Here is a 26757-nt window from a genome sequence, read left to right as displayed (position 1 = left end):
CCCCATGAACGACACGCACCCCCCGACCACGGCGGCCGCGGCAGCGGCCGAAGCCGCCGAACGCCTGATAGCCGAGTACCGCGCACTGCCCCCCGGCAGTGACCGCAAGCGCGAGATCATCACCGAACTGGACGCCAACGCCCAGGCATTGCCGTTCCTCGTGTCGGTGGTCGCCGACGCCGAGGAGTACGACCTCGCCCGCGTCGAGAGCGCCACCGTCCTGCGCGTCTGGCCCCCCGACGACCCCGACCTCCGCCGCCGCGCGGGCCGCGCCCTGCTCACCGCCCTGCGGGGCCCGGAGGAGGACCTGGTCCGCCAGTACGCGGCGATGTCGCTGGCGCCCTACACCTCGGACCCGCTCGTCGCGATGGCCCTGGACTCCACCGCCCGGGCGGACCAGGACCCGCTGGTACGGGACAGCGCCCGCTTCTCCATCAAGGAGGCCCACCGGCTCCAGGAGACCGGAGCCGGCAGCCCCTGAGCCGCTCTCAGTCCCTGCCGCGTCCGAGCCACTGGGCGACCTCGGTCGCCCAGTAGGTGAGGATCATCTGCGCCCCGGCCCGCCGGATACCGGTCAGGCTCTCCAGGATCGCCTTGTCCCGGTCGATCCAGCCCTTCTCGGCGGCGGCCTCGATCATCGCGTACTCGCCGCTGATCTGGTAAGCCGCGACCGGCACGTCCACCGACTCCGCGACCTTGGCGAGGATGTCCAGATACGGTCCGGCGGGCTTCACCATGACCATGTCGGCGCCCTCCTCCAGGTCGAGCGCCAGCTCCCGCAGCGACTCCCGGGCGTTGGCCGGGTCCTGCTGGTAGGTCTTGCGGTCACCGGTCAGCGAGGAGCCGACGGCCTCACGGAAGGGGCCGTAGAAGGCGGAGGAGTACTTCGCGGTGTAGGCGAGGATCGACACGTCCTCGTACCCCGTCTGGTCCAGCGCGTCCCGGATGACGCCGACCTGGCCGTCCATCATGCCGCTGGGGCCCACCACATGGGCCCCGGCGTCCGCCTGGACCTGGGCCATCTCCGCGTACCGCTCCAGGGTCGCGTCGTTGTCCACGCGGCCGCCGGCGTCCAGGACCCCGCAGTGGCCGTGGTCGGTGTACTCGTCCAGGCACAGGTCCGACATGACGACGAGATCGTCCCCGACCTCCTCGCGGACCGCCCGCAGGGCGACCTGGAGGATGCCGTCGGGGTCGGTGCCCGCCGTGCCCCGGGCGTCCTTCTTCGCGTCCTCCGGGACACCGAAGAGCATGATCCCCGAGACCCCGGCCGAGACCGCCTCGACGGCCGCCTTCCGCAGGGTGTCCAGGGTGTGCTGGTGCACGCCGGGCATGGCCGAGATGGCGACCGGGGCGTCGATGCCCTCCCGTACGAACGCGGGGAGGATCAGGTTCGCGGGGTCGAGCCGTGTCTCGGCGACCATCCGCCGCATCGCCGGGGTCGTCCGCAGCCGCCGGGGGCGGGAGCCGGGGAAGTTTCCGTACGCAGTCATCCTCCGACGATAGACCCGCTCACATCACCCGCTTACCGACACCCGCGACGGGAAAGGCCCCGGGAACGGCAGCGGGCCCGGCCGCCGAAGCGACCGGACCCACTCATCCACGTACGGCTACGACACTCAGGTCGTCGTCCGGCGCCTGCGCGCACCCGGGCGGCGCTCGCTCGGCCGGGTCACCGGGTCGCCGGCCTCCTTCGCCGCGTCCCGCCGCTGCGCACCGAAGGCGGAGAGCGCCTCGGCGAGCTTGTGCACGGACGGCTCGGGGGACAGGACGTCCACGCGCAGGCCGTGCTCCTCGGCGGTCTTCGCGGTGGCCGGGCCGATACACGCGATGACGGTCACGTTGTGCGGCTTGCCCGCGATGCCGACCAGGTTGCGGACGGTCGAGGACGAGGTGAACAGGACCGCGTCGAAGCCGCCGCCCTTGATCGCCTCGCGGGTGTCGGCCGGCGGCGGCGAGGCGCGGACCGTGCGGTACGCCGTGACGTCGTCGACCTCCCAGCCCAGCTCGATCAGCCCGGCCACCAGGGTCTCGGTGGCGATGTCGGCGCGCGGCAGGAACACCCGGTCGATCGGGTCGAAGACCGGGTCGTAGGGCGGCCAGTCCTCCAGCAGCCCGGCGGCGGACTGCTCACCGGAGGGCACCAGGTCCGGCTTCACACCGAAGTCGACCAGGGCGGCGGCGGTCTGCTCACCGACGGCCGCGACCTTGATCCCGGCGAACGCACGGGCATCCAGCCCGTACTCCTCGAACTTCTCCCGCACCGCCTTGACGGCGTTGACGCTGGTGAAGGCGATCCACTCGTAGCGCCCGGTGACCAGGCCCTTGACCGCGCGCTCCATCTGCTGGGGTGTACGCGGCGGCTCGACGGCGATCGTCGGGACCTCGTGCGGCACCGCACCGTAGGAACGCAGCTGGTCGGAGAGCGACGCGGCCTGCTCCTTCGTACGCGGTACGAGCACCTTCCAGCCGAACAGCGGCTTGGACTCGAACCACGCGAGCTGGTCGCGCTGGGCGGTGGAGCTGCGCTCACCGACCACGGCTATGACCGGCCGGTGCCCCTCCGGAGAGGGCAGCACCTTCGCCTGCTTGAGGGTCTGGGCGATCGTCCCGAGGGTCGCCGTCCAGGTGCGCTGGCGGGTGGTGGTGCCACCGATCGTCACCGTGAGCGGGGTGTCGGGCTTGCGGCCCGCGGAGACCAGCTCACCGGCGGCGGCCGCGACCGAGTCCAGCGTGGTGGAGACGACGGCGGTCGCATCACTCGCGCCGACCTCGCTCCAGCACCGGTCGGAGGCGGTACGGGCGTCGACGAAGCGCACGTCGGCACCCTGCGCGTCGCGCAGCGGCACCCCGGCGTACGCGGGCACGCCGACGGCGTTCGCGACGCCCGGGACGACCTCGAAGGGCACCCCGGCGGCAGCGCAGGCGAGCATCTCCACGCCCGCGTTGCCGTCCAGGCCCGGGTCGCCCGCGACAGCACGGACCACCCGCCTGCCGCCCTTCGCGGCCTCCATGACAAGATTGGCCGCATCCCTGAGAACGGGTACCCCGACGGCTGTTGACGACACGTCAACAACCGTCAGCTCAGGCGTGCTTACGCCTGCCCGCGCATGACCGCGAACGACGTCGAGAACGTCCGGTTCGGCGACAAGGACGTCCGCGCTCGCAAGCGCCTCGACGGCGCGCAGCGTCAGCAGTCCCGGGTCGCCGGGACCGGCGCCGAGGAAGGTGACCTGACCTCGTGGGGACAGGGCAGGAAAGTCGGATGCGGCGGGGCCGGTGGGGCTCAAAGTACTCGCTCCCCCATAAGACCGGCCGCACCCTTGGCGAGCATCTCGGCCGCGAGTTCGCGACCGAGGGCCGCCGCGTCGTCGTGCGACGTGGGGACGGGACCGGTGGTGGACAGCTGTACCAGCGAGGAACCGTCGGTGGAACCGACGACTCCGCGCAGGCGCAGTTCGTTGACAACCTGTCCGTCGGCCAGGAGGTCGGCCAGCGCACCCACAGGTGCGGAGCAGCCGGCCTCCAGGGCGGCGAGCAGGGCACGTTCGGCGGTCACGGCGACCCGGGTGTACGGGTCGTCGAGCTCGGCGAGCGCGGCGGCGAGGTCGGCGCTTGTGGCAGCGCACTCGATCGCCAGTGCTCCCTGGCCGGGAGCGGGCAGGACGGTGTCGACCGGCAGGAAGTCGGTCACCTCACCGGTCCGGCCGAGACGGCTGAGCCCGGCGGCGGCGAGAACCACCGCGTCGAGCTCCCCGTCCCGCACGAACCCGATCCGCGTGTCGACGTTGCCCCGGATGGGGACGGTCTCGATCCGCAGGCCGTGGGAGCGGGCGTACGCGTTGAGCTGCGCCATGCGGCGCGGCGAACCGGTGCCGATGCGGGCGCCTTCGGGCAGCTGCGCGAAAGTCAGCCCGTCGCGGGCCACCAGGGCGTCGCGCGGGTCCTCGCGCGGCGGCACGGCCGCCAGCACCAGGTCGTCGGGCTGGCTGGTCGGCAGGTCCTTGAGCGAGTGGACGGCGAAGTCCACCTCGCCCCGCAGCAGCGCCTCGCGCAGGGCCGCGACGAACACGCCGGTGCCGCCGATCTGCGCCAGGTGCTCGCGGGAGGTGTCCCCGTACGTGGTGATCTCGACGAGCTCGACGGCGCGCCCGGTCACCTCGCGGACCGCCTCGGCGACGAGGCCGGACTGGGCCATGGCGAGCTTGGAGCGCCGGGTGCCCAGCCGGAGCGGCGCGGAACTCCGCGCGCCCGGCGATGAGTTGTCGGTCATGACCGCCCTCTATTCGGGTCGTTCAGGTCTGCCCGGGAGACGGCGGCCACCGTCTGCGGGTCGAGGTCGAAGAGTTCGCGCAGCGCGTCCGCGTACCCGGCGCCGCCGGGCTCGCTGGCCAGCTGTTTGACCCGCACGGTGGGCGCGTGCAGGAGTTTGTCGACGACGCGGCGCACGGTCTGGGTGATCTCGGCGCGCTGCTTCTCGTCCAGGTCGGGGAGGCGGCCGTCCAGCCGGGCGATCTCGCCGGCGACGACGTCGGCGGCCATGGTGCGCAGGGCGACCACGGTCGGTGCGACATGGGCGGCGCGCTGGGCGGCGCCGAAGGCGGCCACCTCGTCGGCGACGATCGTGCGCACCTGGTCCACGTCGGCGGCCATCGGGGCGTCGGCGGAGGCGTCGGCGAGCGACTCGATGTCGACGAGGCGCACCCCGTCGATGCGGTGGGCGGCGCCGTCGATGTCGCGCGGCATGGCGAGGTCGAGCAGGGCGAGCTTCACCGGTCCGGTGGACTGCGCGGGCAGGACGACGCGGCGCGGGGCGGCCGGGGCGGAGGCGGCGGAACCGTTCTCCACCCAGGCGGCGTGCTGGTCGACGTCGGCCGGGGCCGGGGCGGCCGTCACGGCCTCCGGCTCGGCCGGGGTGTCCAGGGTGACGCCGAGGGCGTCCGCGAGGGCGTCGGCGGTGAGCACGAGGCCGGTGGCGCCGGTGCAGGAGACGACGACGTCGGCACGTGTCAGTTCGTCGCCGACCGCGGACATCTCGACGGCGTGGGCGCGAACCGTGGTGTCGTCGCCCTGCTGGAGGATCTCCACCAGCCGGTCGGCGCGGGAGCGGGTCCGGTTGGCGACCACGATCTCGGCGACCCCGGTCCGGGCCAGGGTGGCGGCGGCCAGCGAGGACATCGAGCCCGCGCCGATCACCAGGGCGCGCTTGCCGCGGGCCCAGAGCCCGGGGTCGGCACCGGCGGCGAGCTGCTGGAGTCCGAAGGAGACGAGCGACTGCCCGGCCCGGTCGATGCCGGTCTCGCTGTGGGCGCGCTTGCCGACCCGCAGGGCCTGCTGGAAGAGGTCGTTGAGCAGCCGTCCGGCGGTGTGCAGCTCCTGGCCGCGCGCGAGCGCGTCCTTGATCTGGCCGAGGATCTGGCCCTCGCCGACGACCATCGAGTCCAGGCCGCAGGCCACCGAGAAGAGGTGGTGGACGGCCCGGTCCTCGTAGTGCACGTAGAGATACGGAGTGAGCTCGTCCAGTCCGACGCCGCTGTGCTGGGCGAGCAGGGTGGAGAGCTCGGCGACGCCCGCGTGGAACTTGTCCACGTCCGCGTACAGCTCGATGCGGTTGCAGGTGGCCAGCACGGCGGCCTCGGTCGCGGGTTCCGCGGCGAGGGTGTCCTGGAGCAGCTTGGCCTGGGTGTCGGCAGCGAGGGAGGCCCGCTCCAGTACGGAGACGGGGGCGCTGCGGTGGCTCAGTCCGACGACGAGGAGGCTCATGCCGGCATCACGGCGGGCATGTCCCCGTCGGGTCCCTTCCGGCTCGCGGGCGTGGCACGCATCGGCGGGGCCTCGGGGTCGTCGCCCTCCGGGGGCGCGTCCTCCCCGGCCTTGCGCTGCTCGTGGAAGGCCAGGATCTGGAGCTCGATGGAGAGGTCGACCTTGCGTACGTCGACGCCCTCGGGCACCGAGAGAACGGTCGGCGCGAAGTTCAGGATGGAGGTCACACCCGCGGCCACGAGCCGGTCGCAGACCTGCTGGGCGGCGCCGGGCGGGGTGGTGATCACGCCGATGGACACACCGTTGTCGCTGATGATCCGGTCCAGGTCGTCCGTGTGCTGGACGGCGATCCCGGCCACCGGCGTACCGGCCATGGCGGGGTCGGCGTCGATCAGCGCGGCGACCCGGAAGCCGCGGGAGGCGAAGCCGCCGTAGTTGGCGAGGGCCGCGCCGAGGTTGCCGATGCCGACGATGGCGACCGGCCAGTCCTGGGTGAGGCCGAGCTCGCGGGAGATCTGGTAGACGAGATACTCGACGTCGTACCCGACACCGCGGGTGCCGTAGGACCCCAGGTAGCTGAAGTCCTTGCGCAGCTTCGCGGAGTTGACCCCGGCCGCGGTGGCCAGCTCCTCCGAGGAGACCGTGGGAACGGATCGCTCGGAGAGCGCGGTGAGTGCGCGCAGGTACAGCGGAAGTCGGGCGACGGTGGCCTCGGGAATTCCTCGGCTACGGGTCGCCGGTCGGTGAGTTCGGCCAGTTGCCACGGTGCTCCTGCGGGATGAGCGGGGCTGCAGGCGGCCGTATGTCCCATGACCGCCCCGTCGAATGCAGGCTATGTCTTTGTGAACGCGTGCACAAAGATGATGTCCGTTTTGTCCGGTCAAAGTGACCGGGGTCACGCACATTGCCCGTGCGATCCCGGAACCAAGGACCGCATCAGCCCGTTGCAACCTCGAAGGGGGCAAAGCGGTACACACTCCTCATGTCTACGCCCCCGAGACCACTCAAAACGCCCATGATGTTAACCGAGTTTCACTCACGCACCCAGTGCCTTGCGCAGTCTCCCGGGGTCCACCCGCCAGAACGTGTGCTGTTCGTCATCGATCAGCACCACCGGAATCTGCTCCCAGTACTCCTTGTACAGCTCCTCGTCCTGCGTGATGTCCTTCTCCACCCACGACGCACCGGTCTCCTCGCAGACCGCGCTCACCACCGCCCGCGCGTCCTCGCACAGATGACATCCAGACTTCCCCACGAGGGTGACCACACGGTCGGCGGGCCTCTTCTTCGTACGACGCAGCAGAGCACTCATGCCCCTCATTCTGCGCCTGTCCGCTCCACCGGCGGACCGCCCGGAATCGCCCGATTAACGATTCGGCCCCGCAGAGTTCACGCCGTCGCATCCCGGCAGGTCGGGCACGTACGGACGGACTGGCTATGCTCACCGCATGGCCGCTCTTGGATGGCTCACACCCCGTAGGCGTTCGGCGACTGCACGGAGCGTCCTGGCAGGCGAGGCCGCGGCCGAGGCCGCACGCAAGACCTCGGCCGAGGACGAATCCGCCCTCCTGACCAAGGCACCGGAAGAACCGGACGCCGCCTCCCCCGAGGAGCCCGCGTTCCCCGTCGCCGGCGACGACCGCGCCGCCGCCTTCTTCGACCTCGACAACACCGTCATGCAGGGCGCCGCGATCTTCCACTTCGGCCGGGGCCTGTACAAGCGGAAGTTCTTCGAGCGCCGCGAGCTCACCCGGTTCGCCTGGCAGCAGGCGTGGTTCCGGCTGGCCGGCGTCGAGGACCCGGAGCACATGCAGGACGCCCGCGACAGCGCGCTCTCCATCGTCAAGGGTCACCGCGTCTCCGAGCTGATGTCCATCGGCGAGGAGATCTACGACGAGTACATGGCCGACCGCATCTGGCCCGGCACCCGCGCCCTGGCCCAGGCCCACCTGGACGCAGGCCAGCGCGTCTGGCTGGTCACCGCCGCCCCGGTGGAGACCGCCACCATCATCGCCCGCCGGCTCGGCCTGACCGGCGCGCTCGGCACCGTCGCCGAATCGGTCGACGGCGTCTACACCGGCCGCCTGGTGGGCGAGCCCCTGCACGGCCCCGCCAAGGCCGAAGCGGTACGCGCCCTGGCGGCGGCCGAGGAGCTGGACCTGGAACGCTGCGCCGCCTACAGCGACTCGCACAACGACATCCCGATGCTCTCGCTGGTCGGCCACCCCTACGCGATCAACCCGGACACCAAGCTCCGCAAGCACGCCCGCGCCCTGGACTGGCGGCTGCGCGACTACCGCACCGGCCGCAAGGCGGCCAAGGTCGGCATCCCCGCCGCGGCCGGGGTCGGCGCACTGGCGGGCGGCACCGCCGCCGCTCTCGCCCTGCACCGCCGCCGCCGCTGACCACAGCGCGAGAGCGGCAGAGCGACAGATCACGAAGCAATCCGATCAATAACTGGTCACGATGTGCTGCTCGATGCGTCACCTAGCGATACAAGAAACGACGTAATCGATGATTTAGGCAACTGGGTGTAGCGCCGCCTGCACGAAGCGTTATTCTCCTCAGACGCATCACGGAGACCGCCGCTCGCTACGACGAGTGACGTTTTTCGAACTGCTCGTGATGGAAGCTCTGCCTCTGGGAGTCCCGTGTACCCACACGTCGGGGTTGACGCCTCGGGCCTGGCTACGCTGCGTGCATCGGTCATTGACCGCTTGCGCGGCTTCGTCCCCACCGCGTACGCCGTCCCCGCCTTTGCCACCCCTGCACCTGCCGGCCCCTGCTACGCCATGGCCGAACGCAGTGCGGCGGTCGGAAGACGCACTACCCGCGCCGCCTCGACCACGTCGACCGTCCGCCGTCCCACGGCGGACAGCGACAGCGCGCGCATGATGGATCTCGTCGAGCGCGCGCAGGCCGGCGAGGCCGACGCCTTCGGCCGCCTGTACGACCAGTACAGCGACACCGTGTACCGGTACATCTACTACCGCGTGGGCGGCAAGGCGACCGCGGAGGACCTCACCAGTGAGACCTTCCTCCGCGCGCTGCGCCGTATCTCCACGTTCACCTGGCAGGGCCGTGACTTCGGCGCCTGGCTGGTCACCATCGCTCGCAACCTGGTCGCCGACCACTTCAAATCCAGTCGGTTCCGACTGGAAGTGACCACCGGCGAAATGCTCGACGCCAACGAGGTGGCGCGTTCCCCCGAGGACTCCGTCCTGGAGTCCCTCTCCAACGCCGCACTGCTCCAGGCCGTGCGCCGACTCAATCCACAGCAGCAGGAGTGCGTCACGCTCCGCTTCCTGCAAGGCCTCTCGGTCGCCGAGACGGCCCGGGTGATGGGAAAGAACGAAGGCGCGATCAAGACCCTGCAGTACCGCGCCGTCCGGACGCTCGCCCGGCTCCTGCCGGACGACGCCCGCTGACCGGACCGAAAGTGACGGACCGAAAAGTGACGGACCGAAAAGTGACGGACCGAAAAGTGACGGACCGGACGTGACCGGACCGGAGACGACCGGACCGGAGAGTGACCGTTCCATCACGCACTGGTCCGATCATCTTTCGTGCGTAACCCAAGTGCCGAGCGACTCGTTGTGCCGGTTGCAGGCCCCCTGTCGTCACCCCATGTCCGTGGCCACTCACTCCATCGAGTGGAAACGCTCAAGGTGTGCAACCTTCCGGACCGCCAGGGGAGTCGACCGTCATGACGAGAGGAGGTGCCGCCAGTGATCGCAAACGTTTCGGCACACCGGCGGGCGAACGCCTTCGCCCAGGCCCTGGAGGAGCAGAACCCCCAGGGTGCGGCGGCCGTACAGCCCGAGGAACCGGCCGACCAGGCCGACCGCGGACCGCTGTTGGCCCTGGCGAACGGCCTCGGTGAGCTACCGAAGCCGCAGTTGGACCCCGAGGTCAAAGTGGTGCAGCGAGCCCAGCTCGTCGCGGCCATGGAGGCCATGTTCGCCGAGGGCGGCGCATCGACGGGCCCTACGGTGCCCGTGCAACGGGGCAAGGGGGCCCACCGGGCCTCACCACTGCGCAAACTGCGTCCCCGCTCCCGCTGGGCGAAAGGGCTCACCGCCGGTGGGCTCACCGTGGGTGTGGCAGCCGGCGCCTTCGGCGGAGTGGCCGCTGCCAGCTCCGACGCCCTGCCCGGTGACTCGCTGTACGGGCTGAAGCGCGGGATGGAGGACATCAGCCTCGGCATGGCCAAGGGCGACGCCGACCGCGGCGAGGTCTACCTCGACCAGGCGTCCACCCGGCTCAGCGAGGCCCGCAGACTCATGGAGCGCGGCCGCTCCGGCGAGCTGGACCACGAATCCCTCGGCGCCGTCAGACGCGCACTCAACGGCATGTCACACGACGCCTCCGAGGGCCACCGCCTGCTCCACTCCGCCTACCAGCGCGACGGCTCCATCGGCCCCATGCAGACCCTGGACACCTTCTCCCGCTCGCACCGCTCCACCTGGAGCAGCATCCGCGACCGGCTGCCCGTCCAGCTCACCGACATCCGCGACCAGGTCAGCTCGGTCTTCGAGGCCATAGAGGACGACGTCGCCCCGCTCCAGTCCCTCCTCCCCCGCACCCCGGGCGGCAGCGAGGACACCGGGCGCTCCGACTCCACCACACCGGACACCGGATCCCCCCGGACCGACGACCCCGCCCCCGCGCCCCCCTCCCCCTCCGAGGGCCGCACCGACTCCAGCACCGCGCCGAATCCCTCGGGTCCGGCGGGCTCCTCCGGCTCCGCCCCCGAGGACGGCCTCCTCGACGGCGGTACGGACGGACTGCTCGACGACCTCCCCACGGACGGCCTCACCCAGCCGTCCCCGGAGGACCGGCCGAGCACCCCGCCCCGCCCCGCCCCCGACGTCACACTGCCCCCGCTGCTCCCCGGGCTCCTCCCCGGCCTGGGGATCGACGGGGAGAACCTCAAGCCCAAGCCGTAGGACATACGTGAGAGGGGGCCGGTACGCGGATCGCGCACCGGCCCCCTCTCACGTACCCGAGCCCTCAGAAGAAGACCGACCGCCGCTGCACCAGCAGCTTGTACAGCGTGTGCTGGATCTGCTCACGCACCTGGTCCGTCAGGTTGAACATCAGCATCGGGTCCTCGGCCGCCTCCGGCGGATAGCCGTCCGTCGGGATCGGCTCACCGAACTGGATCGTCCACTTCGTCGGCAGCGGCACCGCCCCCAGCGGCCCCAGCCACGGGAACGTCGGCGTGATCGGGAAGTACGGGAAGCCCAGCAGCCGGGCCAGCGTCTTCGCGTTGCCGATCATCGGATAGATCTCCTCGGCGCCCACGATCGAGCACGGCACGATCGGCGCCCCCGCCCGCAGCGCCGTCGAGACGAACCCGCCCCGCCCGAAGCGCTGCAGCTTGTAGCGGTCACCGAACGGCTTGCCGATGCCCTTGAACCCCTCCGGCATCACCCCGACGATCTCGCCGAGCTCCAGCAGCCGCTGCGCGTCCTCCGCACAGGCCAGCGTGTGCCCGGCCTTGCGCGCCAGCTCGTTGACGACCGGCAGGTGGAAGACCAGATCGGCGGCGAGCAGCCGCAGATGGCGCTCGGCCGGATGGTTGTCGTGCACCGCGACCTGGAGCATCAGCCCGTCCAGCGGCAGCGTCCCGGAGTGGTTGGCCACGATGAGCGCCCCGCCGTCCGACGGGATGTTCTCGATGCCCTTCACCTCGACCCGGAAGTACTTGTCCGCCAGCGGCCGGAGCGCCGACATCAGGACCTGGTCGGTGAGCTCCTTGTCGTAACCGAACTCGTCGACCTCGTAGTCGCCGGTGACCCGCCGCCGCAGGAACGCCAGCCCGCCCGCGATCCGCCGGTCCCAGCCACCACCCGCATCGGCCGGCGCACCCACCCCGCCCACAGCCTCCTCCTGAGGCTGCTGCGGGTCCTGCGCCCCCTCCGCCCCGTCCGAGGGGACATCGGGGAGCCGCCCGCCCGGCAGGGCGCTCACAGGGGCCGTGGAGCCGTCGCCCCGGCCGCCGCCGGAGCCCGCCCCGGTCCGGCGCCGCGCCGGACGCGACGCGGACCCGGCCCGCGAACGGTCGTCGTCGAACGGAATGACCTTGGCGTCCGCCATCGTGGATGCGCTCCTCTACCTGGCGCCGTGAGTCGTCTGTACCGCACCGGCCCCGCGCTCCCGCGGCCCGGCACCCCCCGGCAGCGGCAGCTCCGCCAGCCGGTCCACCGCCCTGCCCACCGTCTCCGGAGGCAGCAGCCCGGGACCCCGGCTCCGCGCGAACTCCGCGAAGGTCTCGGCCGTGGTGAACTCCGGCCGGAAACCGAGGGTCTCGCGCATCTGCACGGTCGAGACCACCCTGCCATGGGTCAGCAGCCGGATCTGTTCCGGCGAGAAGTCGGTCATCCCGATCGTACGGAGCGCCGAGCCGACCCAGGTGACGGCGGGCAGCAGCACCGGCACGGTCGGCCGCCCCAGCCGCCGCGAGCACTGCGAGAGCAACAGCACACCGTCCCCGGCGATGTTGAAGGTCCCGCTGTTCAGCGTCCCGCGCCGCGGCTCACGCGCCGCGATCCCCAGTACGTCGATGACGTCGTCCTCGTGCACGAACTGGAGCCGGGGGTCGTAGCCGAAGACGGTCGGCAGGACGGGCAGCGACAGATAGTCCGCGAGCGGCGAGTCCGGCCGCGGCCCCAGGATGTTGGCGAACCGCAGCACGCACACCGCGACGTCCGGCCGGCGCCGGGCGAAGCCCCGTACGTACCCCTCGACCTCCACCGCGTCCTTCGCGAACCCGCCGCTCGGCAGCGACTTGGGCGGGGTGGTCTCGGTGAACACCGCCGGATCGCGGGGCGCCGACCCGTACACACTCGTACTGGACTTCACCACGAGCCGCTGGACGGTCGGCGACTTCTGGCAGGCACCGAGCAGCTGCATGGTGCCGATGACGTTGGTCTCCTTGATCGCCGTCCGGCCGGCGGTACCGAGCGCCTTGCCGGAGACGTCCAGGTGCACGACCGTGTCGACGGCGTACTCGGCCAGGATCCGCGCCAGGGCGGACTGCCGGATGTCCGCGCGGACGAACTCCGCGTCCCCCAGCGGATGCGAGGGCGCGACCGCGTCGACGGCGATCACCCGGTCCACTCCCGGCTCGCGCTGGACGCGCCGGACGAAGCGGCCCCCCAGCTGCCGGGCCACTCCTGTGACGAGGACGACCTTCCCCAAGACCAGCGCCTTCCGTCGGACCGGGAAGCGGTACCTGCTTCCCGCGGTAACTTCCCTGGCCGTCACCGTAGCGGGTGGACGCCGCCCTGTGACGACCCCGGGCCCCGAAACGCACCGCAGCCCTCCCGCCAGGACGGCGGAAGGGCTGCGGATCTCACGAACTGCGTTCGCTTACTTCTTGTTGCGACGCTGAACGCGCGTGCGCTTGAGCAGCTTGCGGTGCTTCTTCTTGGCCATCCGCTTGCGCCGCTTCTTGATAACAGAGCCCACGACTACCCTCGCTCACTTCATTTTCACTGGTGCGGGGCGTCTGGGCCCACACGACCTACGTCGGCCTAGCCTACCCGCCACCGGGTGAGGGACGTAACCCGAGGGCAAACCCCAGCCGTCCGAAGGCGGCCTCAGGCTGATTCCACCCCCACAAAGGACTCGCGGAGATACGCGTGAACCGCTTGCTCCGGCACCCGGAAGGACCTGCCCACCCGGATCGCCGGCAGATGACCGCTGTGCACCAAGCGGTACACGGTCATCTTCGACACTCGCATGACCGAGGCGACTTCCGCCACGGTCAGAAACCTGACCTCGTTGAGAGGCCTCTCGTTGTCAGCAGCCATGACCCACCTGTACCTTCCGCACCGGACGCGCACCGGCTTCCCCTCCGGTGACTCTTCGTCGCTGTGCGCTCACTCCCCAGATTAGGGGCGGGTGGTGCGAGTGGGGAAGAGGAGGGACGATCGGGCGGCTAAGAGGGCAGACCCGCCCGGTGGAGCACGTACCGCGTCAGTGGCCGGTAGTAGTGCGACCGGACCCCGTCGTCGAGCGGCACGACGACGGAAACCCGCCCCTCGGCCTCGCCGACGAAGAGTGCGGGATCGTCCGTATCCGCCGGCCCGATCGCCTCGATACCGAGCTGACCTGCGCCGCAGACCCAGCCGTGATCCCCGATCACCAGCTCCGGAAGCACCCCGTACCGCTCCGCCGCGTCCTGCAGCGCCACCCTGACCGGCAGCGGCGAATGTGTGTGTGCGCCGGTTTCACCACCCGAGGGCCGCCCCCCGGGTTCGCGGACCAGGGCGACGCCCCGTACGTAGTCGAGGTTGTACGTGCGTACGCCGAACCGGGTCGTTATGTCGATACATCGCCCCTGCGCGGGGGTGAGAACAGGACACCCCGCCGCCGACAAGGCGTCTGCCAGCCCGGCGTAGAAACCCAGCAGCCGGTGCGGATGCCCGGTCCCCAGCAGCACCGGAACCCGCCGCGCCGCCGCCCGCCCCAGCCGCTCCGCGAACGCGTCCAGCGCGGCCACCGTCCGCTCCGGGTCGATCGCGTCGGGCCCCGACACATGCGCCGGGTCGGCCGAGACCCCGCACCGGTCCGCCATCAGCCGCAGCAGCTCCGGCTCGTCCCAGGTCCGCTCGGGCGAGAGACCGAGCATCACCCGCGGATCCCGCGCCGCGAACAGCCGGTAGCTGCGCAGACTGTTCTCGCGCGGCGTGGCCACGGGCCCGGCCAGCCGGGCCGCCAGCAGATGGGCGCGCAACGCCCCGGTGCTCAACACCCTCGGGATGCTGCCGTACCCACCTGCCCGGGCGGGCCGGATTCCCGGTACACCCCACCGTTGGCGTAACCGCACGGCACAATGCCCCCGTACGTACGTCCCTCAGGCCAGCAGCCCGCGCAGCGGGAACGCCGCCTTCCGGGTCGCGATGACCGCCTGGTCCAGCCGGTCCGCCGGGTCGTACCCGTCCTCCCAGGACTTCCAGGAAGGCGTACGCCCGTCGGTCATCCGGCCGGGGCCCAACTGCCGCGTACGGGCGTAGACAAGGTCCCGCCACGACGGCGGGACCACCGACTCCGGATCGACGGGCGCATGCGCGGCGATCCCCACCAGATGCGTCCACGAGCGCGGTACGACATCCACCACCGCGTACCCGCCCCCGCCGAGCGCCACCCACCGCCCGCCCTCCGCGTACTGGTGCGCCAGCTCGTGGCAGGACTCCATGACCGCCCGCTGCGCGTCCAGGGAGACGGCGAGGTGGGCGAGCGGGTCCTCGAAGTGTGTGTCGGCCCCGTGCTGCGTGACGAGCACCTGCGGCCGGAAATCTGCCAGCAGCTCGGGCACGACGGCGTGGAACGCCCGCAGCCACCCCGCGTCCCCGGTCCCGGCGGGCAGCGCCAGGTTGACCGCGGACCCCTCGCCCGCCCCGGCCCCGGTCTCCTCCGGCCACCCGGTCTGCGGGAAGAGCGTGCGCGGGTGCTCGTGCAGGGAGATCGTCAGCACCCTGGGGTCCTCCCAGAACGCGGCCTGCACCCCGTCCCCGTGGTGGACGTCCACATCGACGTACGCGACCCGCTCGGCGCCCAGCTCCAGCAGCCGGGCGATGGCGAGGGCCGGGTCGTTGTAGATGCAGAACCCGGCGGCCGCCCCCGGCATGGCGTGATGCAGCCCCCCGGTGAAGTTCACCGCGTGCGCGGTCTCGCCCCGCCAGACGGCCTCGGCGGCCCCCACGGAGAGCCCGGCGATCAGCGCGGACGCCTCGTGCATCCCCGCGAACGCCGGATCGTCCACGGTCCCGAGCCCGTAGTCCTGGTCGGCGGCCCGGGGATCGGCCGAGGCGGCCCGCACCGCCGACACGTAGTCCTGCCGGTGCACGAGCCGCAGGGTCGAATCCCCCAACGGCCTCGCCGCCCGCAGGTCCACCGCCTCATCCAGCCCGAACGCCCGCACCAGCCCCATCGTCAGGGCCAGCCGGACCGGGTCCATGGGGTGGCTCTCCCCGAAGTCGTATCCCGTAACTGCGTCATCCCACATCAGCTGTGTGCGGCCGCTCATGCCCGCCACCGTATCGGGCGGGCTCCGGCGCGAACGAGCGGGCATACACCAGCGTCGCCAGCACCAGAACCATCGGTACGAGCATGGCGCCCCGGTAGCTCCACGCGTCCCCCAGAACCCCCACCAGCGGCGAACCCACCAGGAACCCGACATAGTTGAAGATGTTCAGCCGGGCCACGGCGACGTCACTGTTCCCCGGGAACATCCGCCCGGCCGCCGCGAAGGTCTGCGGCACGATCACACAGAGCCCGAGCCCCAGCATGGTGAACCCGAGCATCCCCACCCAGGCCCCCGGCGCCCCGGCCACCACCGCGAACCCGCCGGCCGCCAGCAGACTCCCGCCCCGCACGACGGCGACCGCCCCGAACCGCCGGACCCCGAGGTCCCCGACGGCCCGCCCCAGCAGCGTCGTCACCATGTAGACGTTGTACGGAAGGGTCGACATCTGCTCCGAGCTGCCGAGCACGTCCTGAAGGTACTTGGCACTCCAGTTGGAGACGGTCGAGTCACCGATGTACGCGAAACACATCACCAGGCAGAGCGGCAGCAGCAGCTTGAACGGGACGGACCCGCCCGCGGCCGCCGGCCCGCCGGCCTCCACCGGGCTCCTCCCCTCCGTGTACCACCGGCTGCCGACCAGCACGGCGGGCAACAGCACCGCCACCACGGGGAGGTAGGACACGAACAGCGACAGATCCCAGCGCGCCCCGACCCACGCCAGGGACGCCCCGGCGATCCCGCCGAGGCTGTACGCGGCGTGGAAGCCGAGCATGATGCTGCGCCCGTACGCCCGCTGAAGGCTGACGCCCATCATGTTCATCGAGGCGTCCAGCGCCCCGACCGCCAGCCCGAACACCCCGAGCGCCACAGCGATGTGCCAGAGCTCCCGGCCCGCGCCCACCCCGAGCAGGGCGAGCAGGACGAGGGGCTGCGCCCACCGCAGGACGACACCGGGCCGCACCCGGGCGACCACCTTCTCGGTGAGTACGCTGCCGGCGCCCGCCAGGATCGGGACGGCGGCGAGGAAGACGGGCAGCAGCCCGTCGGATATCCCGTACTGGTCCTGAAGGGCGGGGATCCGCGTCACCAGGAGGGCGAAGGCCACCCCCTGGACGCCGAAGCTCAGCGCCAGTGAAGCCCTGCCGTGCCGCAAGCCCGCGTCTGTCATGGCCGCGAGCGTAAGCCCAGGATCTACCCATGGGTAGATGGATCAGGCGAGCAGTTCCGGGAGTTGGGCCATGTCCGAGAAGTGCCCGGTCACTCCGGTCAGCCGGTCCGCGGGCATCATCGACGTGAACCCGTACACGTCCATCCCCGCGGCACGGGCCGCCTCGACCCCGAGCGGGCTGTCCTCGATGACGACGCACCGCTCCGGCGCGACGCCCATCCGCTGGGCGGCGTGCAGGAACAGGTCCGGCGCCGGCTTTCCCCGCCCGACATCCTCCGAGCTGAAGATCCACTCCTCCTCGAACCACTGGTCGAGCCCGGTCCTGCGGTGCCCGACCCGGATCTTCTCGTGGCTCCCGGACGACGCGACGCAGTAGTCGACCCCGTCGGCGACGAGCTTGCCGAGCAGCTCCTCGGCCCCGTCCACCGCCACCAGCTCCTGCTGGAAAGCAGCGAAAGTGCGGGCGTGGAGGGTGTCCTCGAAGTCCGCGGGGAGCTTCTCGCCGCCCCGCTCGTCGACGAGATCGTGCACCCGGTGCACGGCGGCCCCCATGTAGTCGCGGAGCGACTCCTCGTACGAGGTGGGGTGACCGAGTTCGGTGAGGTAGCCGGCGAGGATGGTGTTGGCGATCGGCTCACTGTCGACGAGCACACCATCGTTGTCGAAGATGACCAGTTCGTAGCGCATGGTTCGACCCTAGACGTTCAGAACGCAGAAAAGCCCCGTGCCACAAGGCACGGGGCTTTCCCGGAAAAATTGTTCGGCGGCGTCCTACTCTCCCACAGGGTCCCCCCTGCAGTACCATCGGCGCTGAAAGGCTTAGCTTCCGGGTTCGGAATGTAACCGGGCGTTTCCCTAACGCAATGACCACCGAAACACTATGAAATTAACCAACACCGGACAACAACACGGCAGTTCGTTATTTCAGAACCAACACAGTGGACGCGAGCAACTGAGGACAAGCCCTCGGCCTATTAGTACCAGTCAGCTCCACCCGTTACCGGGCTTCCACATCTGGCCTATCAACCCAGTCGTCTACTGGGAGCCTTAACCCCTCAAAGGGGGTGGGAATACTCATCTCGAAGCAGGCTTCCCGCTTAGATGCTTTCAGCGGTTATCCTTTCCGAACGTAGCCAACCAGCCATGCCCTTGGCAGGACAACTGGCACACCAGAGGTTCGTCCGTCCCGGTCCTCTCGTACTAGGGACAGCCCTTCTCAATATTCCTGCGCGCGCAGCGGATAGGGACCGAACTGTCTCACGACGTTCTAAACCCAGCTCGCGTACCGCTTTAATGGGCGAACAGCCCAACCCTTGGGACCGACTCCAGCCCCAGGATGCGACGAGCCGACATCGAGGTGCCAAACCATCCCGTCGATATGGACTCTTGGGGAAGATCAGCCTGTTATCCCCGGGGTACCTTTTATCCGTTGAGCGACAGCGCTTCCACAAGCCACTGCCGGATCACTAGTCCCGACTTTCGTCCCTGCTCGACCCGTCGGTCTCACAGTCAAGCTCCCTTGTGCACTTACACTCAACACCTGATTGCCAACCAGGCTGAGGGAACCTTTGGGCGCCTCCGTTACTCTTTAGGAGGCAACCGCCCCAGTTAAACTACCCATCAGACACTGTCCCTGATCCGGATCACGGACCCAGGTTAGACATCCAGCACGACCAGAGTGGTATTTCAACGACGACTCCACAACCACTGGCGTGGCCGCTTCAAAGTCTCCCACCTATCCTACACAAGCCGAACCGAACACCAATATCAAACTATAGTAAAGGTCCCGGGGTCTTTCCGTCCTGCTGCGCGAAACGAGCATCTTTACTCGTAGTGCAATTTCACCGGGCCTATGGTTGAGACAGTCGAGAAGTCGTTACGCCATTCGTGCAGGTCGGAACTTACCCGACAAGGAATTTCGCTACCTTAGGATGGTTATAGTTACCACCGCCGTTTACTGGCGCTTAAGTTCTCAGCTTCGCACACCCGAAAGTGCACTAACCGGTCCCCTTAACGTTCCAGCACCGGGCAGGCGTCAGTCCGTATACATCGCCTTACGGCTTCGCACGGACCTGTGTTTTTAGTAAACAGTCGCTTCTCGCTGGTCTCTGCGGCCACCCCCAGCTCATGGAGTAAATCCAATCACCAGTGATGGCCCCCCTTCTCCCGAAGTTACGGGGGCATTTTGCCGAGTTCCTTAACCATAGTTCACCCGAACGCCTCGGTATTCTCTACCTGACCACCTGAGTCGGTTTAGGGTACGGGCCGCCATGAAACTCGCTAGAGGCTTTTCTCGACAGCATAGGATCATCCACTTCACCACAATCGGCTCGGCATCAGGTCTCACCCTTAACGTGTGACGGATTTACCTACCACACGGGCTACACCCTTACCCCGGGACAACCACCGCCCGGGCTGGACTACCTTCCTGCGTCACCCCATCGCTTACCTACTACAAGTCTGGTTCATCGGCTCCACCACTACCCTCAACTCCGAAGAGATCGGGCCGGCTTCACGGACTTAGCATCGCCTGATTCAGTACTGGGCGTTTCAAAGCGGGTACCGGAATATCAACCGGTTGTCCATCGACTACGCCTGTCGGCCTCGCCTTAGGTCCCGACTTACCCTGGGCAGATCAGCTTGACCCAGGAACCCTTAGTCAATCGGCGCACACGTTTCTCACGTGTGTATCGCTACTCATGCCTGCATTCTCACTCGTGAACCGTCCACAACTCGCTTCCGCGGCTGCTTCACCCGGCACACGACGCTCCCCTACCCATCCATACGGGCGTTGGCCCTATGTGTATGAATGACACGACTTCGGCGGTACGCTTGAGCCCCGCTACATTGTCGGCGCGGAATCACTTGACCAGTGAGCTATTACGCACTCTTTCAAGGGTGGCTGCTTCTAAGCCAACCTCCTGGTTGTCTCTGCGACTCCACATCCTTTCCCACTTAGCGTACGCTTAGGGGCCTTAGTCGATGCTCTGGGCTGTTTCCCTCTCGACCATGGAGCTTATCCCCCACAGTCTCACTGCCGTGCTCTCACTTACCGGCATTCGGAGTTTGGCTAAGGTCAGTAACCCGGTAGGGCCCATCGCCTATCCAGTGCTCTACCTCCGGCAAGAAACACACGACGCTGCACCTAAATGCATTTCGGGGAGAACCAGCTATCACGGAGTTTGATTGGCCTTTCACCCCTAACCACAGGTCATCCCCCAGGTTTTCAACCCTGGTGGGTTCGGTCCTCCACGAAGTCTTACCTCCGCTTCAACCTGCCCATGGCTAGATCACTCCGCTTCGGGTCTAGAGCGTGCAACTCAATCGCCCTATTCGGACTCGCTTTCGCTACGGCTTCCCCACACGGGTTAACCTCGCTACACACCGCTAACTCGCAGGCTCATTCTTCAAAAGGCACGCAGTCACGACTGCATGTGCAAGCACATACAGCGACGCTCCCACGGCTTGTAGGCACACGGTTTCAGGTACTATTTCACTCCGCTCCCGCGGTACTTTTCACCATTCCCTCACGGTACTATCCGCTATCGGTCACCAGGGAATATTTAGGCTTAGCGGGTGGTCCCGCCAGATTCACACGGGATTTCTCGGGCCCCGTGCTACTTGGGTGTCTCTTAAACGAGCCGTTGATGTTTCAGCTACGGGGGTCTTACCCTCTACGCCGGACCTTTCGCATGTCCTTCGCCTACATCAACGGTTTCTGACTCGTCTCACAGTCGGCAGACTATGAAAAAGAGATCCCACAACCCCGCATGCGCAACCCCTGCCGGGTATCACACACATACGGTTTGGCCTCATCCAGTTTCGCTCGCCACTACTCCCGGAATCACGGTTGTTTTCTCTTCCTGAGGGTACTGAGATGTTTCACTTCCCCTCGTTCCCTCCACACTGCCTATGTGTTCAGCAGCGGGTGACAGCCCATGACGACTGCCGGGTTTCCCCATTCGGAAACCCCCGGATCAAAGCTTGGTTGACAGCTCCCCGGGGACTATCGTGGCCTCCCACGTCCTTCATCGGTTCCTGGTGCCAAGGCATCCACCGTGCGCCCTTAAAAACTTGGCCACAGATGCTCGCGTCCACTGTGCAGTTCTCAAACAACGACCAGCCACCCATCACCCCGTCCTAGGACGAGTTCACTGGGGCCGGCAACCGAAGGACAGACTCAAACGAGCCCGTACCCTCAGATACCCAACAGCGTGCCCGGCCCGACCGATCCACCACCACATTCCACGCTCCGAGGAGCAGTACTAGCAGTGATCAACCTGTCGCGCCGAATAGTCAACGTTCCACCCATGAGCAACCAGCACCGAACATTCGCCGGTGTACTGGCCTCTGACCAAACCGAAGCCTGGTAAGAAGTGCTCCTTAGAAAGGAGGTGATCCAGCCGCACCTTCCGGTACGGCTACCTTGTTACGACTTCGTCCCAATCGCCAGTCCCACCTTCGACAGCTCCCTCCCACAAGGGGTTGGGCCACCGGCTTCGGGTGTTACCGACTTTCGTGACGTGACGGGCGGTGTGTACAAGGCCCGGGAACGTATTCACCGCAGCAATGCTGATCTGCGATTACTAGCAACTCCGACTTCATGGGGTCGAGTTGCAGACCCCAATCCGAACTGAGACCGGCTTTTTGAGATTCGCTCCGCCTCGCGGCATCGCAGCTCATTGTACCGGCCATTGTAGCACGTGTGCAGCCCAAGACATAAGGGGCATGATGACTTGACGTCGTCCCCACCTTCCTCCGAGTTGACCCCGGCAGTCTCCTGTGAGTCCCCATCACCCCGAAGGGCATGCTGGCAACACAGAACAAGGGTTGCGCTCGTTGCGGGACTTAACCCAACATCTCACGACACGAGCTGACGACAGCCATGCACCACCTGTATACCGACCACAAGGGGGGCACCATCTCTGATGCTTTCCGGTATATGTCAAGCCTTGGTAAGGTTCTTCGCGTTGCGTCGAATTAAGCCACATGCTCCGCTGCTTGTGCGGGCCCCCGTCAATTCCTTTGAGTTTTAGCCTTGCGGCCGTACTCCCCAGGCGGGGAACTTAATGCGTTAGCTGCGGCACCGACGACGTGGAATGTCGCCAACACCTAGTTCCCAACGTTTACGGCGTGGACTACCAGGGTATCTAATCCTGTTCGCTCCCCACGCTTTCGCTCCTCAGCGTCAGTAATGGCCCAGAGATCCGCCTTCGCCACCGGTGTTCCTCCTGATATCTGCGCATTTCACCGCTACACCAGGAATTCCGATCTCCCCTACCACACTCTAGCTAGCCCGTATCGAATGCAGACCCGGGGTTAAGCCCCGGGCTTTCACATCCGACGTGACAAGCCGCCTACGAGCTCTTTACGCCCAATAATTCCGGACAACGCTTGCGCCCTACGTATTACCGCGGCTGCTGGCACGTAGTTAGCCGGCGCTTCTTCTGCAGGTACCGTCACTTTCGCTTCTTCCCTGCTGAAAGAGGTTTACAACCCGAAGGCCGTCATCCCTCACGCGGCGTCGCTGCATCAGGCTTTCGCCCATTGTGCAATATTCCCCACTGCTGCCTCCCGTAGGAGTCTGGGCCGTGTCTCAGTCCCAGTGTGGCCGGTCGCCCTCTCAGGCCGGCTACCCGTCGTCGCCTTGGTAGGCCATTACCCCACCAACAAGCTGATAGGCCGCGGGCTCATCCTTCACCGCCGGAGCTTTTAACCCCGTCCCATGCAGGACAGAGTGTTATCCGGTATTAGACCCCGTTTCCAGGGCTTGTCCCAGAGTGAAGGGCAGATTGCCCACGTGTTACTCACCCGTTCGCCACTAATCCACCCCGAAAGGCTTCATCGTTCGACTTGCATGTGTTAAGCACGCCGCCAGCGTTCGTCCTGAGCCAGGATCAAACTCTCCGTGAATGTTTACCCGTAATCGGGTGCACACATCACGAGAGCGGAACAACCGGTCGGAATAAGACCCGTTGCTCTCAGCGTCCTCGCTGTGTAATTGCCTGCCCGGCGTCACCAGAGGTGATCCGTGCAGGACTTTTCAAAGGAACCACCAACCTGCCGAAGCAGGCCGGGGTATCAACATATCTGGCGTTGACTTTTGGCACGCTGTTGAGTTCTCAAGGAACGGACGCTTCCTTCGGTCCCGTTTCACCGGGGCCCTCCGGGCGCTTCCCTTCGTTCTTGCGTTTCCGACTCTATCAGACTCTTTCGTGTCCGATTCCCGGTCGAAGCGGGTCAAGCGGTTTTCGCTTTCCAGGTCCTTCGCTTTCGCGTTTTCCCTTTCCGGCGAGTCCGACTCTATCAGATCCTTTCGGGCCTGACTCCCAGTCAGTGGGGCTTGCCTTCCCGGCCGTTGGGCCGTTCCGACGAGTGAGACTTTAGCGGAATCCTGCCCCCCGACGCTAATCGGGGTGCGTCCCTTCGAACGCGGATTCCTCATTTCGCGAATGCGCACGAAAAAGCAGGCGACACGAGGTCGCTCGCTGGTCGTGGTTACTGCGGAATGGCTGTCCGGGGACCGACCGGGGTCGGCGCTCACGTCGGACAACTCGGAGCACATTACGGTTCCGGTCGGAGGGTGTCAACCCCCGGCCTGTGGTGCGGCGGCCGGGGGTCGGCGGTGCGGCTCGGGGGACGGGTCAGCCGTTGCCGGAGGCCAGCTCGCGGCTGCGGTCGCGGGCCGCTTCGAGGGCGGCGATGAGGGCGGCCCGTACGCCGTGGTTCTCCAGTTCGCGGATGGCGCTGATCGTGGTGCCGGCGGGGCTGGTGACGGCCTCGCGGAGCTTGACGGGGTGTTCGCCGCTGTCCCGGAGCATCACGGCGGCGCCGATGGCGGCCTGGACGATGAGGTCGTGGGCCTGGGCGCGGGGCAGGCCGAGCAGGATGCCGGCGTCGGTCATGGCCTCGACCAGGAAGTAGAAGTAGGCGGGGCCGGAGCCGGAGAGGGCGGTGGCCGCGTCCTGCTGGGACTCCGGGACGCGCAGGGTCTTGCCGACGCCGCCGAAGATCTCCTCGGTGGTGGTGAGGTGCGCGCCGGTGGCGTGGCTGCCGGCCGAGATGACGGACATGCCCTCGTCCACGAGGACCGGGGTGTTGGGCATGACCCGGACGACCGGGGTGCCCTCCGTCAGCCGCTCCTCGATGAAGGTGGTGGTGATGCCGGCGGCCGCGCTGATCACCAGGCGGTCGGCGCCGACGTGCGGGGCCAGCTCGTCGAGGAGCTTGCCCATGTCCTGCGGCTTGACGGCCAGGATGAGGATGTCCGCCGCCTTTGCCGCCTCGGCGTTGCTGACCGACTCGACTCCGTACCGCGTGTGCAGTTCCTGGGCCCGCTCGCTGCGGCGGGTGGTCACCAGGAGGTCGGCCGGCCGCCAGCCGGCCCGGATCATGCCGCTGAGGAGGGCCTCGCCGATCTTGCCGGTGCCGAGGACTGCGACTGTCTGGGTCATGCGTTCACCCTCCGGGCGGTGCTGGGTCGGGATGCGTCGGATGCGTAGCCGTCGTCTTGTCCGTCATCCTCGCACCGGGGCCCCCGGGTGTGCGGTGGCGTCTCAGGGCGTGCGGCGGCGCAGGGTGATCGCGCCCAGGCAGAGGACCAGGAGCGCGCTTCCCGCCACGACCGCGATGTCCCGGAGGAAGGCCCCGGTGAGGTCGGAGTGGTGGAGGACCTCGTTCATGCCGTCGACGGCGTACGACATGGGCAGGACGTCCGAGATCGCCTCCAGTGCCGGGTGCATCCGGTCGCGCGGGATGAACAGGCCGCAGAGCAGCAGTTGGGGGAAGATCACCGCCGGCATGAACTGGACGGCCTGGAACTCGGACGCGGCGAACGCGGAGACGAACAGGCCGAGCGCCGTCCCGAGCAGGGCGTCGAGCAGGGCGACCAGGAGCAGCAGCCATGGCGAGCCGGTGACGTCCAGGCCGAGCAGCCAGACGGAGACGGCGGTGGCGAGGGCCGACTGGACGACTGCGATCGCGCCGAACGCGAGGGCGTACCCCGCGATCAGGTCGCCCTTGCCGAGCGGGAGGGCGAGGAGGCGTTCGAGGGTGCCCGAGGTGCGTTCGCGCAGGGTGGCGATCGAGGTCACCAGGAACATCGTGATCAGCGGGAAGATGCCGAGGAGCGAGGCTCCGATCGCGTCGAACGTCCCGGGGGCGCCGTCGAAGACGTAACGGAGCAGCGTGATCATCGCGACCGGGACGATCAGGAGGAGTGCGATCGTGCGCGGGTCGTGGTGGAGCTGGCGCAGGACCCTGGCCGCCGTGGCCGCCGTACGGGAGGGGGTCAGGGCTCGGCCTGTGGGGGCGGGGGGCACTGTTCGCGTGGTCATGGCGTGGGCTCCTCGGTCCGGGCCGCCTCGTCGACCAGGTGGAGGAAGGCTTCCTCCACCGTTCCGGTGCCCGTGCGGGTGCGGAGTGCTTCGGGGGTGTCCTCGGCGACGATGCGGCCCTCGCGCATCAGGAGCAGGCGGTGGCAGCGTTCGGCCTCGTCCATGACATGGGACGAGATGAGGAGGGTGGCGCCCCGGTCGGCGGCCAGGCGGTGGAAGAGGTCCCAGAGGTCGCGGCGGAGTACGGGGTCCAGGCCGACCGTCGGTTCGTCCAGGACCAGCAGGTCGGGTGTGGAGAGCAGGGCGACGGCCAGGGAGACGCGGCTGCGCTGGCCGCCGGAGAGCGCGCCGGCCAGGGCGTCGGCGTGGCTCGTGAGGTCGACGTCCTCGATGGTGCGGGTGACGGCGGCGCGGCGGGTGTCCCGGTGGGCGCGGCCGGGGTTCAGGACGGAGGCGAAGTAGTCCAGGTTCCGGCGGACGGTGAGGTCCGTGTAGACGGAGGGCGCCTGGGTGACGTAGCCGATGCGGGGGCGCAGGGCCGGGGATCCGGCGGGGAGGCCGAGGACGTCGAGGGTGCCCGTCACCTTGGCCTGGGTGCCGGCCACCGCGCGCATCAGCGTGGTCTTCCCGCAGCCCGAGGGGCCGAGGAGGCCGGTGACGGTGCCGGGTTCGAGGGTGAAGTCGAGGCCGCGCAGGACCGTGCGGTCGCCTCGTACGACGGTGAGGCCGCGGGCGGCGACGGCTGGGGGTGGCCGGGTCCCTTCGAGTTCGTAATTCACCATGTGATGAATTACAGGCCCGATGGGGCCGGGCCGTCAAGAGGTGGGGAGTCTGGGGGCTCTGGAGCGAAGGGGAGCCGTGCGGTCAGGTGCGCTTGGGGCGCTTGCGGCCGGATGCTTTGCGGGCCGCCGGGTTGCCGGTGCGGGCCGAGCGGCGCTTCTCGAACTGGGTGCGGGCGCTCTCGTACTCCGTGCGGCGCAGCTTCTCGCCCGGGGCCTCGATGAGCGACCGGAAGAAGTAGGCGAGCAGCGAGCCGATGAACCCGATCGACTTCAGGCCGCGCAGGGTGTCCTCGCGCGCCGGGTCCTTCGGGCGGGCGCCGAAACCGTCCCAGGTCTTGCGGAACGCGATGGCGCTGCAGATCGCGAACATCACGATCACCAGCATCCCGACGAGGCTGCCGACCTCCGCGATCTCCAGGCCCTGGTAGGCGAAGCGCAGGACGAAGCAGGCGGCCACCGCGGCGGCGAGCGAGCCGACGGCGACACCGGCGCGCCGCAGGCCGTAGCCGCCGTCGTGGTCGACCCAGGTCGTTCCGAAGAAGCGGATCGGCTCGGGCTGCGGACCGGCGGTTGTGCCGGGGGGTGTGGGGGTGCCGGGCGCTTCGCTGTTCTCGCTGTTCTCGCTCACGGGGTCGATTATCCCCGTACGGGGTCGTCCCGTGAGCGAGC

22 protein-coding genes and 3 rRNA genes are annotated in these 26757 nt (G+C 68.4%); 4 read left to right on the top strand and 21 right to left on the bottom strand.

Annotated features, from left to right (window positions below):
- Nucleotides 1-4 precede the first annotated feature (4 nt).
- On the top strand, nucleotides 5-481 hold the full coding sequence (locus ACK8N7_RS20920; protein WP_403212850.1) for a hypothetical protein: 477 nt from the start codon (nucleotides 5-7) through the stop codon (nucleotides 479-481).
- Nucleotides 482-488: 7 nt separating this feature from the next.
- On the opposite strand, the gene hemB is transcribed toward ACK8N7_RS20920, so the two are convergent.
- The 6 genes from hemB to ACK8N7_RS20890 all read right to left on the bottom strand — a co-directional run bounded on the left by hemB (nucleotide 489) and on the right by ACK8N7_RS20890 (nucleotide 7075).
- Complete coding sequence (hemB, locus tag ACK8N7_RS20915) at nucleotides 489-1493, bottom strand: porphobilinogen synthase (protein WP_403212852.1); 1005 nt, start codon at nucleotides 1491-1493, stop codon at nucleotides 489-491.
- A 126-nt stretch (nucleotides 1494-1619) separates the two neighbouring features.
- The gene (locus tag ACK8N7_RS20910; protein WP_403212853.1) at nucleotides 1620-3290 is read right to left on the bottom strand and encodes a bifunctional uroporphyrinogen-III C-methyltransferase/uroporphyrinogen-III synthase; all 1671 of its coding nucleotides are present in this window, start codon (nucleotides 3288-3290) and stop codon (nucleotides 1620-1622) included.
- Nucleotides 3287-4273: a hydroxymethylbilane synthase gene (gene hemC / locus ACK8N7_RS20905; RefSeq protein WP_403212855.1), complete on the bottom strand. Its 987-nt coding sequence runs from the start codon at nucleotides 4271-4273 to the stop codon at nucleotides 3287-3289. The genes ACK8N7_RS20910 and hemC overlap by 4 nt, the downstream gene beginning before the upstream one ends.
- Complete coding sequence (locus ACK8N7_RS20900; RefSeq protein ID WP_403212856.1) at nucleotides 4270-5763, bottom strand: glutamyl-tRNA reductase; 1494 nt, start codon at nucleotides 5761-5763, stop codon at nucleotides 4270-4272. Before ACK8N7_RS20900 ends, hemC begins: the two co-directional genes overlap by 4 nt.
- Nucleotides 5760-6527: a redox-sensing transcriptional repressor Rex gene (locus ACK8N7_RS20895; RefSeq protein ID WP_031126363.1), complete on the bottom strand. Its 768-nt coding sequence runs from the start codon at nucleotides 6525-6527 to the stop codon at nucleotides 5760-5762. Before ACK8N7_RS20895 ends, ACK8N7_RS20900 begins: the two co-directional genes overlap by 4 nt.
- A 272-nt stretch (nucleotides 6528-6799) precedes the next feature.
- Nucleotides 6800-7075 carry a glutaredoxin family protein gene (locus ACK8N7_RS20890; protein WP_500443648.1) on the bottom strand — a complete coding sequence of 92 codons (276 nt, stop codon included), beginning with the start codon at nucleotides 7073-7075 and terminating at the stop codon, nucleotides 6800-6802.
- Between the two features lie 136 nt (nucleotides 7076-7211).
- Between ACK8N7_RS20890 and ACK8N7_RS20885 the strand changes: the two genes are divergently transcribed.
- From ACK8N7_RS20885 to ACK8N7_RS20875, 3 genes are all read left to right on the top strand, one after another.
- Nucleotides 7212-8168 carry an HAD family hydrolase gene (locus ACK8N7_RS20885; protein ID WP_403212860.1) on the top strand — a complete coding sequence of 319 codons (957 nt, stop codon included), beginning with the start codon at nucleotides 7212-7214 and terminating at the stop codon, nucleotides 8166-8168.
- Between the two features lie 246 nt (nucleotides 8169-8414).
- Complete coding sequence (locus ACK8N7_RS20880) at nucleotides 8415-9191, top strand: ECF subfamily RNA polymerase sigma factor, BldN family (RefSeq protein WP_015609298.1); 777 nt, start codon at nucleotides 8415-8417, stop codon at nucleotides 9189-9191.
- Nucleotides 9192-9491: 300 nt separating this feature from the next.
- Complete coding sequence (locus ACK8N7_RS20875) at nucleotides 9492-10712, top strand: DUF5667 domain-containing protein (protein WP_403212862.1); 1221 nt, start codon at nucleotides 9492-9494, stop codon at nucleotides 10710-10712.
- A 64-nt stretch (nucleotides 10713-10776) separates the two neighbouring features.
- Here the strand turns inward: ACK8N7_RS20875 and ACK8N7_RS20870 are convergent, their stop codons facing one another.
- The 15 genes from ACK8N7_RS20870 to ACK8N7_RS20800 all read right to left on the bottom strand — a co-directional run bounded on the left by ACK8N7_RS20870 (nucleotide 10777) and on the right by ACK8N7_RS20800 (nucleotide 26716).
- Nucleotides 10777-11865 carry a lysophospholipid acyltransferase family protein gene (locus ACK8N7_RS20870; protein WP_500443645.1) on the bottom strand — a complete coding sequence of 363 codons (1089 nt, stop codon included), beginning with the start codon at nucleotides 11863-11865 and terminating at the stop codon, nucleotides 10777-10779.
- A 15-nt stretch (nucleotides 11866-11880) separates the two neighbouring features.
- Nucleotides 11881-12969, bottom strand: coding sequence for an NAD-dependent epimerase/dehydratase family protein (locus tag ACK8N7_RS20865; RefSeq protein ID WP_031126368.1), 1089 nt, complete (start codon nucleotides 12967-12969; stop codon nucleotides 11881-11883).
- Nucleotides 12970-13140: 171 nt separating this feature from the next.
- The gene (locus ACK8N7_RS20860; RefSeq protein WP_003948845.1) at nucleotides 13141-13239 is read right to left on the bottom strand and encodes a 30S ribosomal protein bS22; all 99 of its coding nucleotides are present in this window, start codon (nucleotides 13237-13239) and stop codon (nucleotides 13141-13143) included.
- 131 nt (nucleotides 13240-13370) lie between these two features.
- A complete protein-coding gene (locus ACK8N7_RS20855) occupies nucleotides 13371-13583 on the bottom strand; it encodes a helix-turn-helix domain-containing protein (RefSeq protein ID WP_015609302.1) in 213 nt (70 codons plus the stop codon).
- 128 nt (nucleotides 13584-13711) lie between these two features.
- Nucleotides 13712-14527, bottom strand: coding sequence for a phosphatase (locus ACK8N7_RS20850; RefSeq protein ID WP_403212866.1), 816 nt, complete (start codon nucleotides 14525-14527; stop codon nucleotides 13712-13714).
- Between the two features lie 102 nt (nucleotides 14528-14629).
- Entirely contained in the window at nucleotides 14630-15802 is a 1173-nt protein-coding gene (locus tag ACK8N7_RS20845) for an acetoin utilization protein AcuC (protein WP_403212868.1), read from the bottom strand.
- Nucleotides 15771-16970 (bottom strand): MFS transporter, encoded by a 1200-nt coding sequence (locus ACK8N7_RS20840; RefSeq protein ID WP_500443642.1) that lies wholly within the window; start codon nucleotides 16968-16970, stop codon nucleotides 15771-15773. Before ACK8N7_RS20840 ends, ACK8N7_RS20845 begins: the two co-directional genes overlap by 32 nt.
- Before the next feature lie 42 nt (nucleotides 16971-17012).
- A complete protein-coding gene (locus ACK8N7_RS20835) occupies nucleotides 17013-17657 on the bottom strand; it encodes an HAD family hydrolase (protein WP_403212872.1) in 645 nt (214 codons plus the stop codon).
- 71 nt (nucleotides 17658-17728) lie between these two features.
- Nucleotides 17729-17845 (bottom strand): 5S ribosomal RNA (gene rrf, locus ACK8N7_RS20830).
- Nucleotides 17846-17924: 79 nt separating this feature from the next.
- Nucleotides 17925-21050, bottom strand: a 23S ribosomal RNA gene (locus ACK8N7_RS20825).
- Nucleotides 21051-21357: 307 nt separating this feature from the next.
- Nucleotides 21358-22883 (bottom strand): 16S ribosomal RNA (locus tag ACK8N7_RS20820).
- The 16S, 23S and 5S rRNA genes sit together here, the layout of an rRNA operon.
- A 731-nt stretch (nucleotides 22884-23614) precedes the next feature.
- Nucleotides 23615-24424, bottom strand: a complete 810-nt coding sequence (gene proC / locus ACK8N7_RS20815) for a pyrroline-5-carboxylate reductase (protein WP_319341563.1) — start codon at nucleotides 24422-24424, stop codon at nucleotides 23615-23617.
- 102 nt (nucleotides 24425-24526) lie between these two features.
- Nucleotides 24527-25306 carry an ABC transporter permease gene (locus ACK8N7_RS20810; protein WP_403214855.1) on the bottom strand — a complete coding sequence of 260 codons (780 nt, stop codon included), beginning with the start codon at nucleotides 25304-25306 and terminating at the stop codon, nucleotides 24527-24529.
- On the bottom strand, nucleotides 25303-26088 hold the full coding sequence (locus ACK8N7_RS20805; RefSeq protein WP_403214853.1) for an ABC transporter ATP-binding protein: 786 nt from the start codon (nucleotides 26086-26088) through the stop codon (nucleotides 25303-25305). The genes ACK8N7_RS20810 and ACK8N7_RS20805 overlap by 4 nt, the downstream gene beginning before the upstream one ends.
- Before the next feature lie 82 nt (nucleotides 26089-26170).
- Nucleotides 26171-26716 (bottom strand): hypothetical protein, encoded by a 546-nt coding sequence (locus ACK8N7_RS20800; protein ID WP_500443639.1) that lies wholly within the window; start codon nucleotides 26714-26716, stop codon nucleotides 26171-26173.
- Nucleotides 26717-26757 lie beyond the last annotated feature (41 nt).

Source organism: Streptomyces griseobrunneus (genome assembly GCF_046713465.1).
Lineage (GTDB): Bacteria > Actinomycetota > Actinomycetes > Streptomycetales > Streptomycetaceae > Streptomyces > Streptomyces microflavus.
The sequence above is the reverse complement of the archived record's forward strand: the minus strand, read 5'-3'. Positions and strand labels throughout refer to the sequence as shown.

Excerpts from the sequence above, each read along its gene's own strand:
- ACK8N7_RS20920 (WP_403212850.1), top strand. The coding sequence starts at position 5 with ATGAACGACACGCACCCCCCGACCACGGCGGCCGCGGCAGCGGCCGAA.
- hemB (WP_403212852.1), bottom strand. The coding sequence starts at position 1,493 with ATGACTGCGTACGGAAACTTCCCCGGCTCCCGCCCCCGGCGGCTGCGG.
- hemC (WP_403212855.1), bottom strand. The coding sequence starts at position 4,273 with ATGACCGACAACTCATCGCCGGGCGCGCGGAGTTCCGCGCCGCTCCGG.
- ACK8N7_RS20900 (WP_403212856.1), bottom strand. The coding sequence starts at position 5,763 with ATGAGCCTCCTCGTCGTCGGACTGAGCCACCGCAGCGCCCCCGTCTCC.
- ACK8N7_RS20890 (WP_500443648.1), bottom strand. The coding sequence starts at position 7,075 with ATGAGTGCTCTGCTGCGTCGTACGAAGAAGAGGCCCGCCGACCGTGTG.
- ACK8N7_RS20885 (WP_403212860.1), top strand. The coding sequence starts at position 7,212 with ATGGCCGCTCTTGGATGGCTCACACCCCGTAGGCGTTCGGCGACTGCA.
- ACK8N7_RS20870 (WP_500443645.1), bottom strand. The coding sequence starts at position 11,865 with ATGGCGGACGCCAAGGTCATTCCGTTCGACGACGACCGTTCGCGGGCC.
- ACK8N7_RS20855 (WP_015609302.1), bottom strand. The coding sequence starts at position 13,583 with ATGGCTGCTGACAACGAGAGGCCTCTCAACGAGGTCAGGTTTCTGACC.
- ACK8N7_RS20845 (WP_403212868.1), bottom strand. The coding sequence starts at position 15,802 with ATGAGCGGCCGCACACAGCTGATGTGGGATGACGCAGTTACGGGATAC.
- ACK8N7_RS20840 (WP_500443642.1), bottom strand. The coding sequence starts at position 16,970 with ATGACAGACGCGGGCTTGCGGCACGGCAGGGCTTCACTGGCGCTGAGC.
- ACK8N7_RS20835 (WP_403212872.1), bottom strand. The coding sequence starts at position 17,657 with ATGCGCTACGAACTGGTCATCTTCGACAACGATGGTGTGCTCGTCGAC.
- proC (WP_319341563.1), bottom strand. The coding sequence starts at position 24,424 with ATGACCCAGACAGTCGCAGTCCTCGGCACCGGCAAGATCGGCGAGGCC.
- ACK8N7_RS20810 (WP_403214855.1), bottom strand. The coding sequence starts at position 25,306 with ATGACCACGCGAACAGTGCCCCCCGCCCCCACAGGCCGAGCCCTGACC.
- ACK8N7_RS20805 (WP_403214853.1), bottom strand. The coding sequence starts at position 26,088 with ATGGTGAATTACGAACTCGAAGGGACCCGGCCACCCCCAGCCGTCGCC.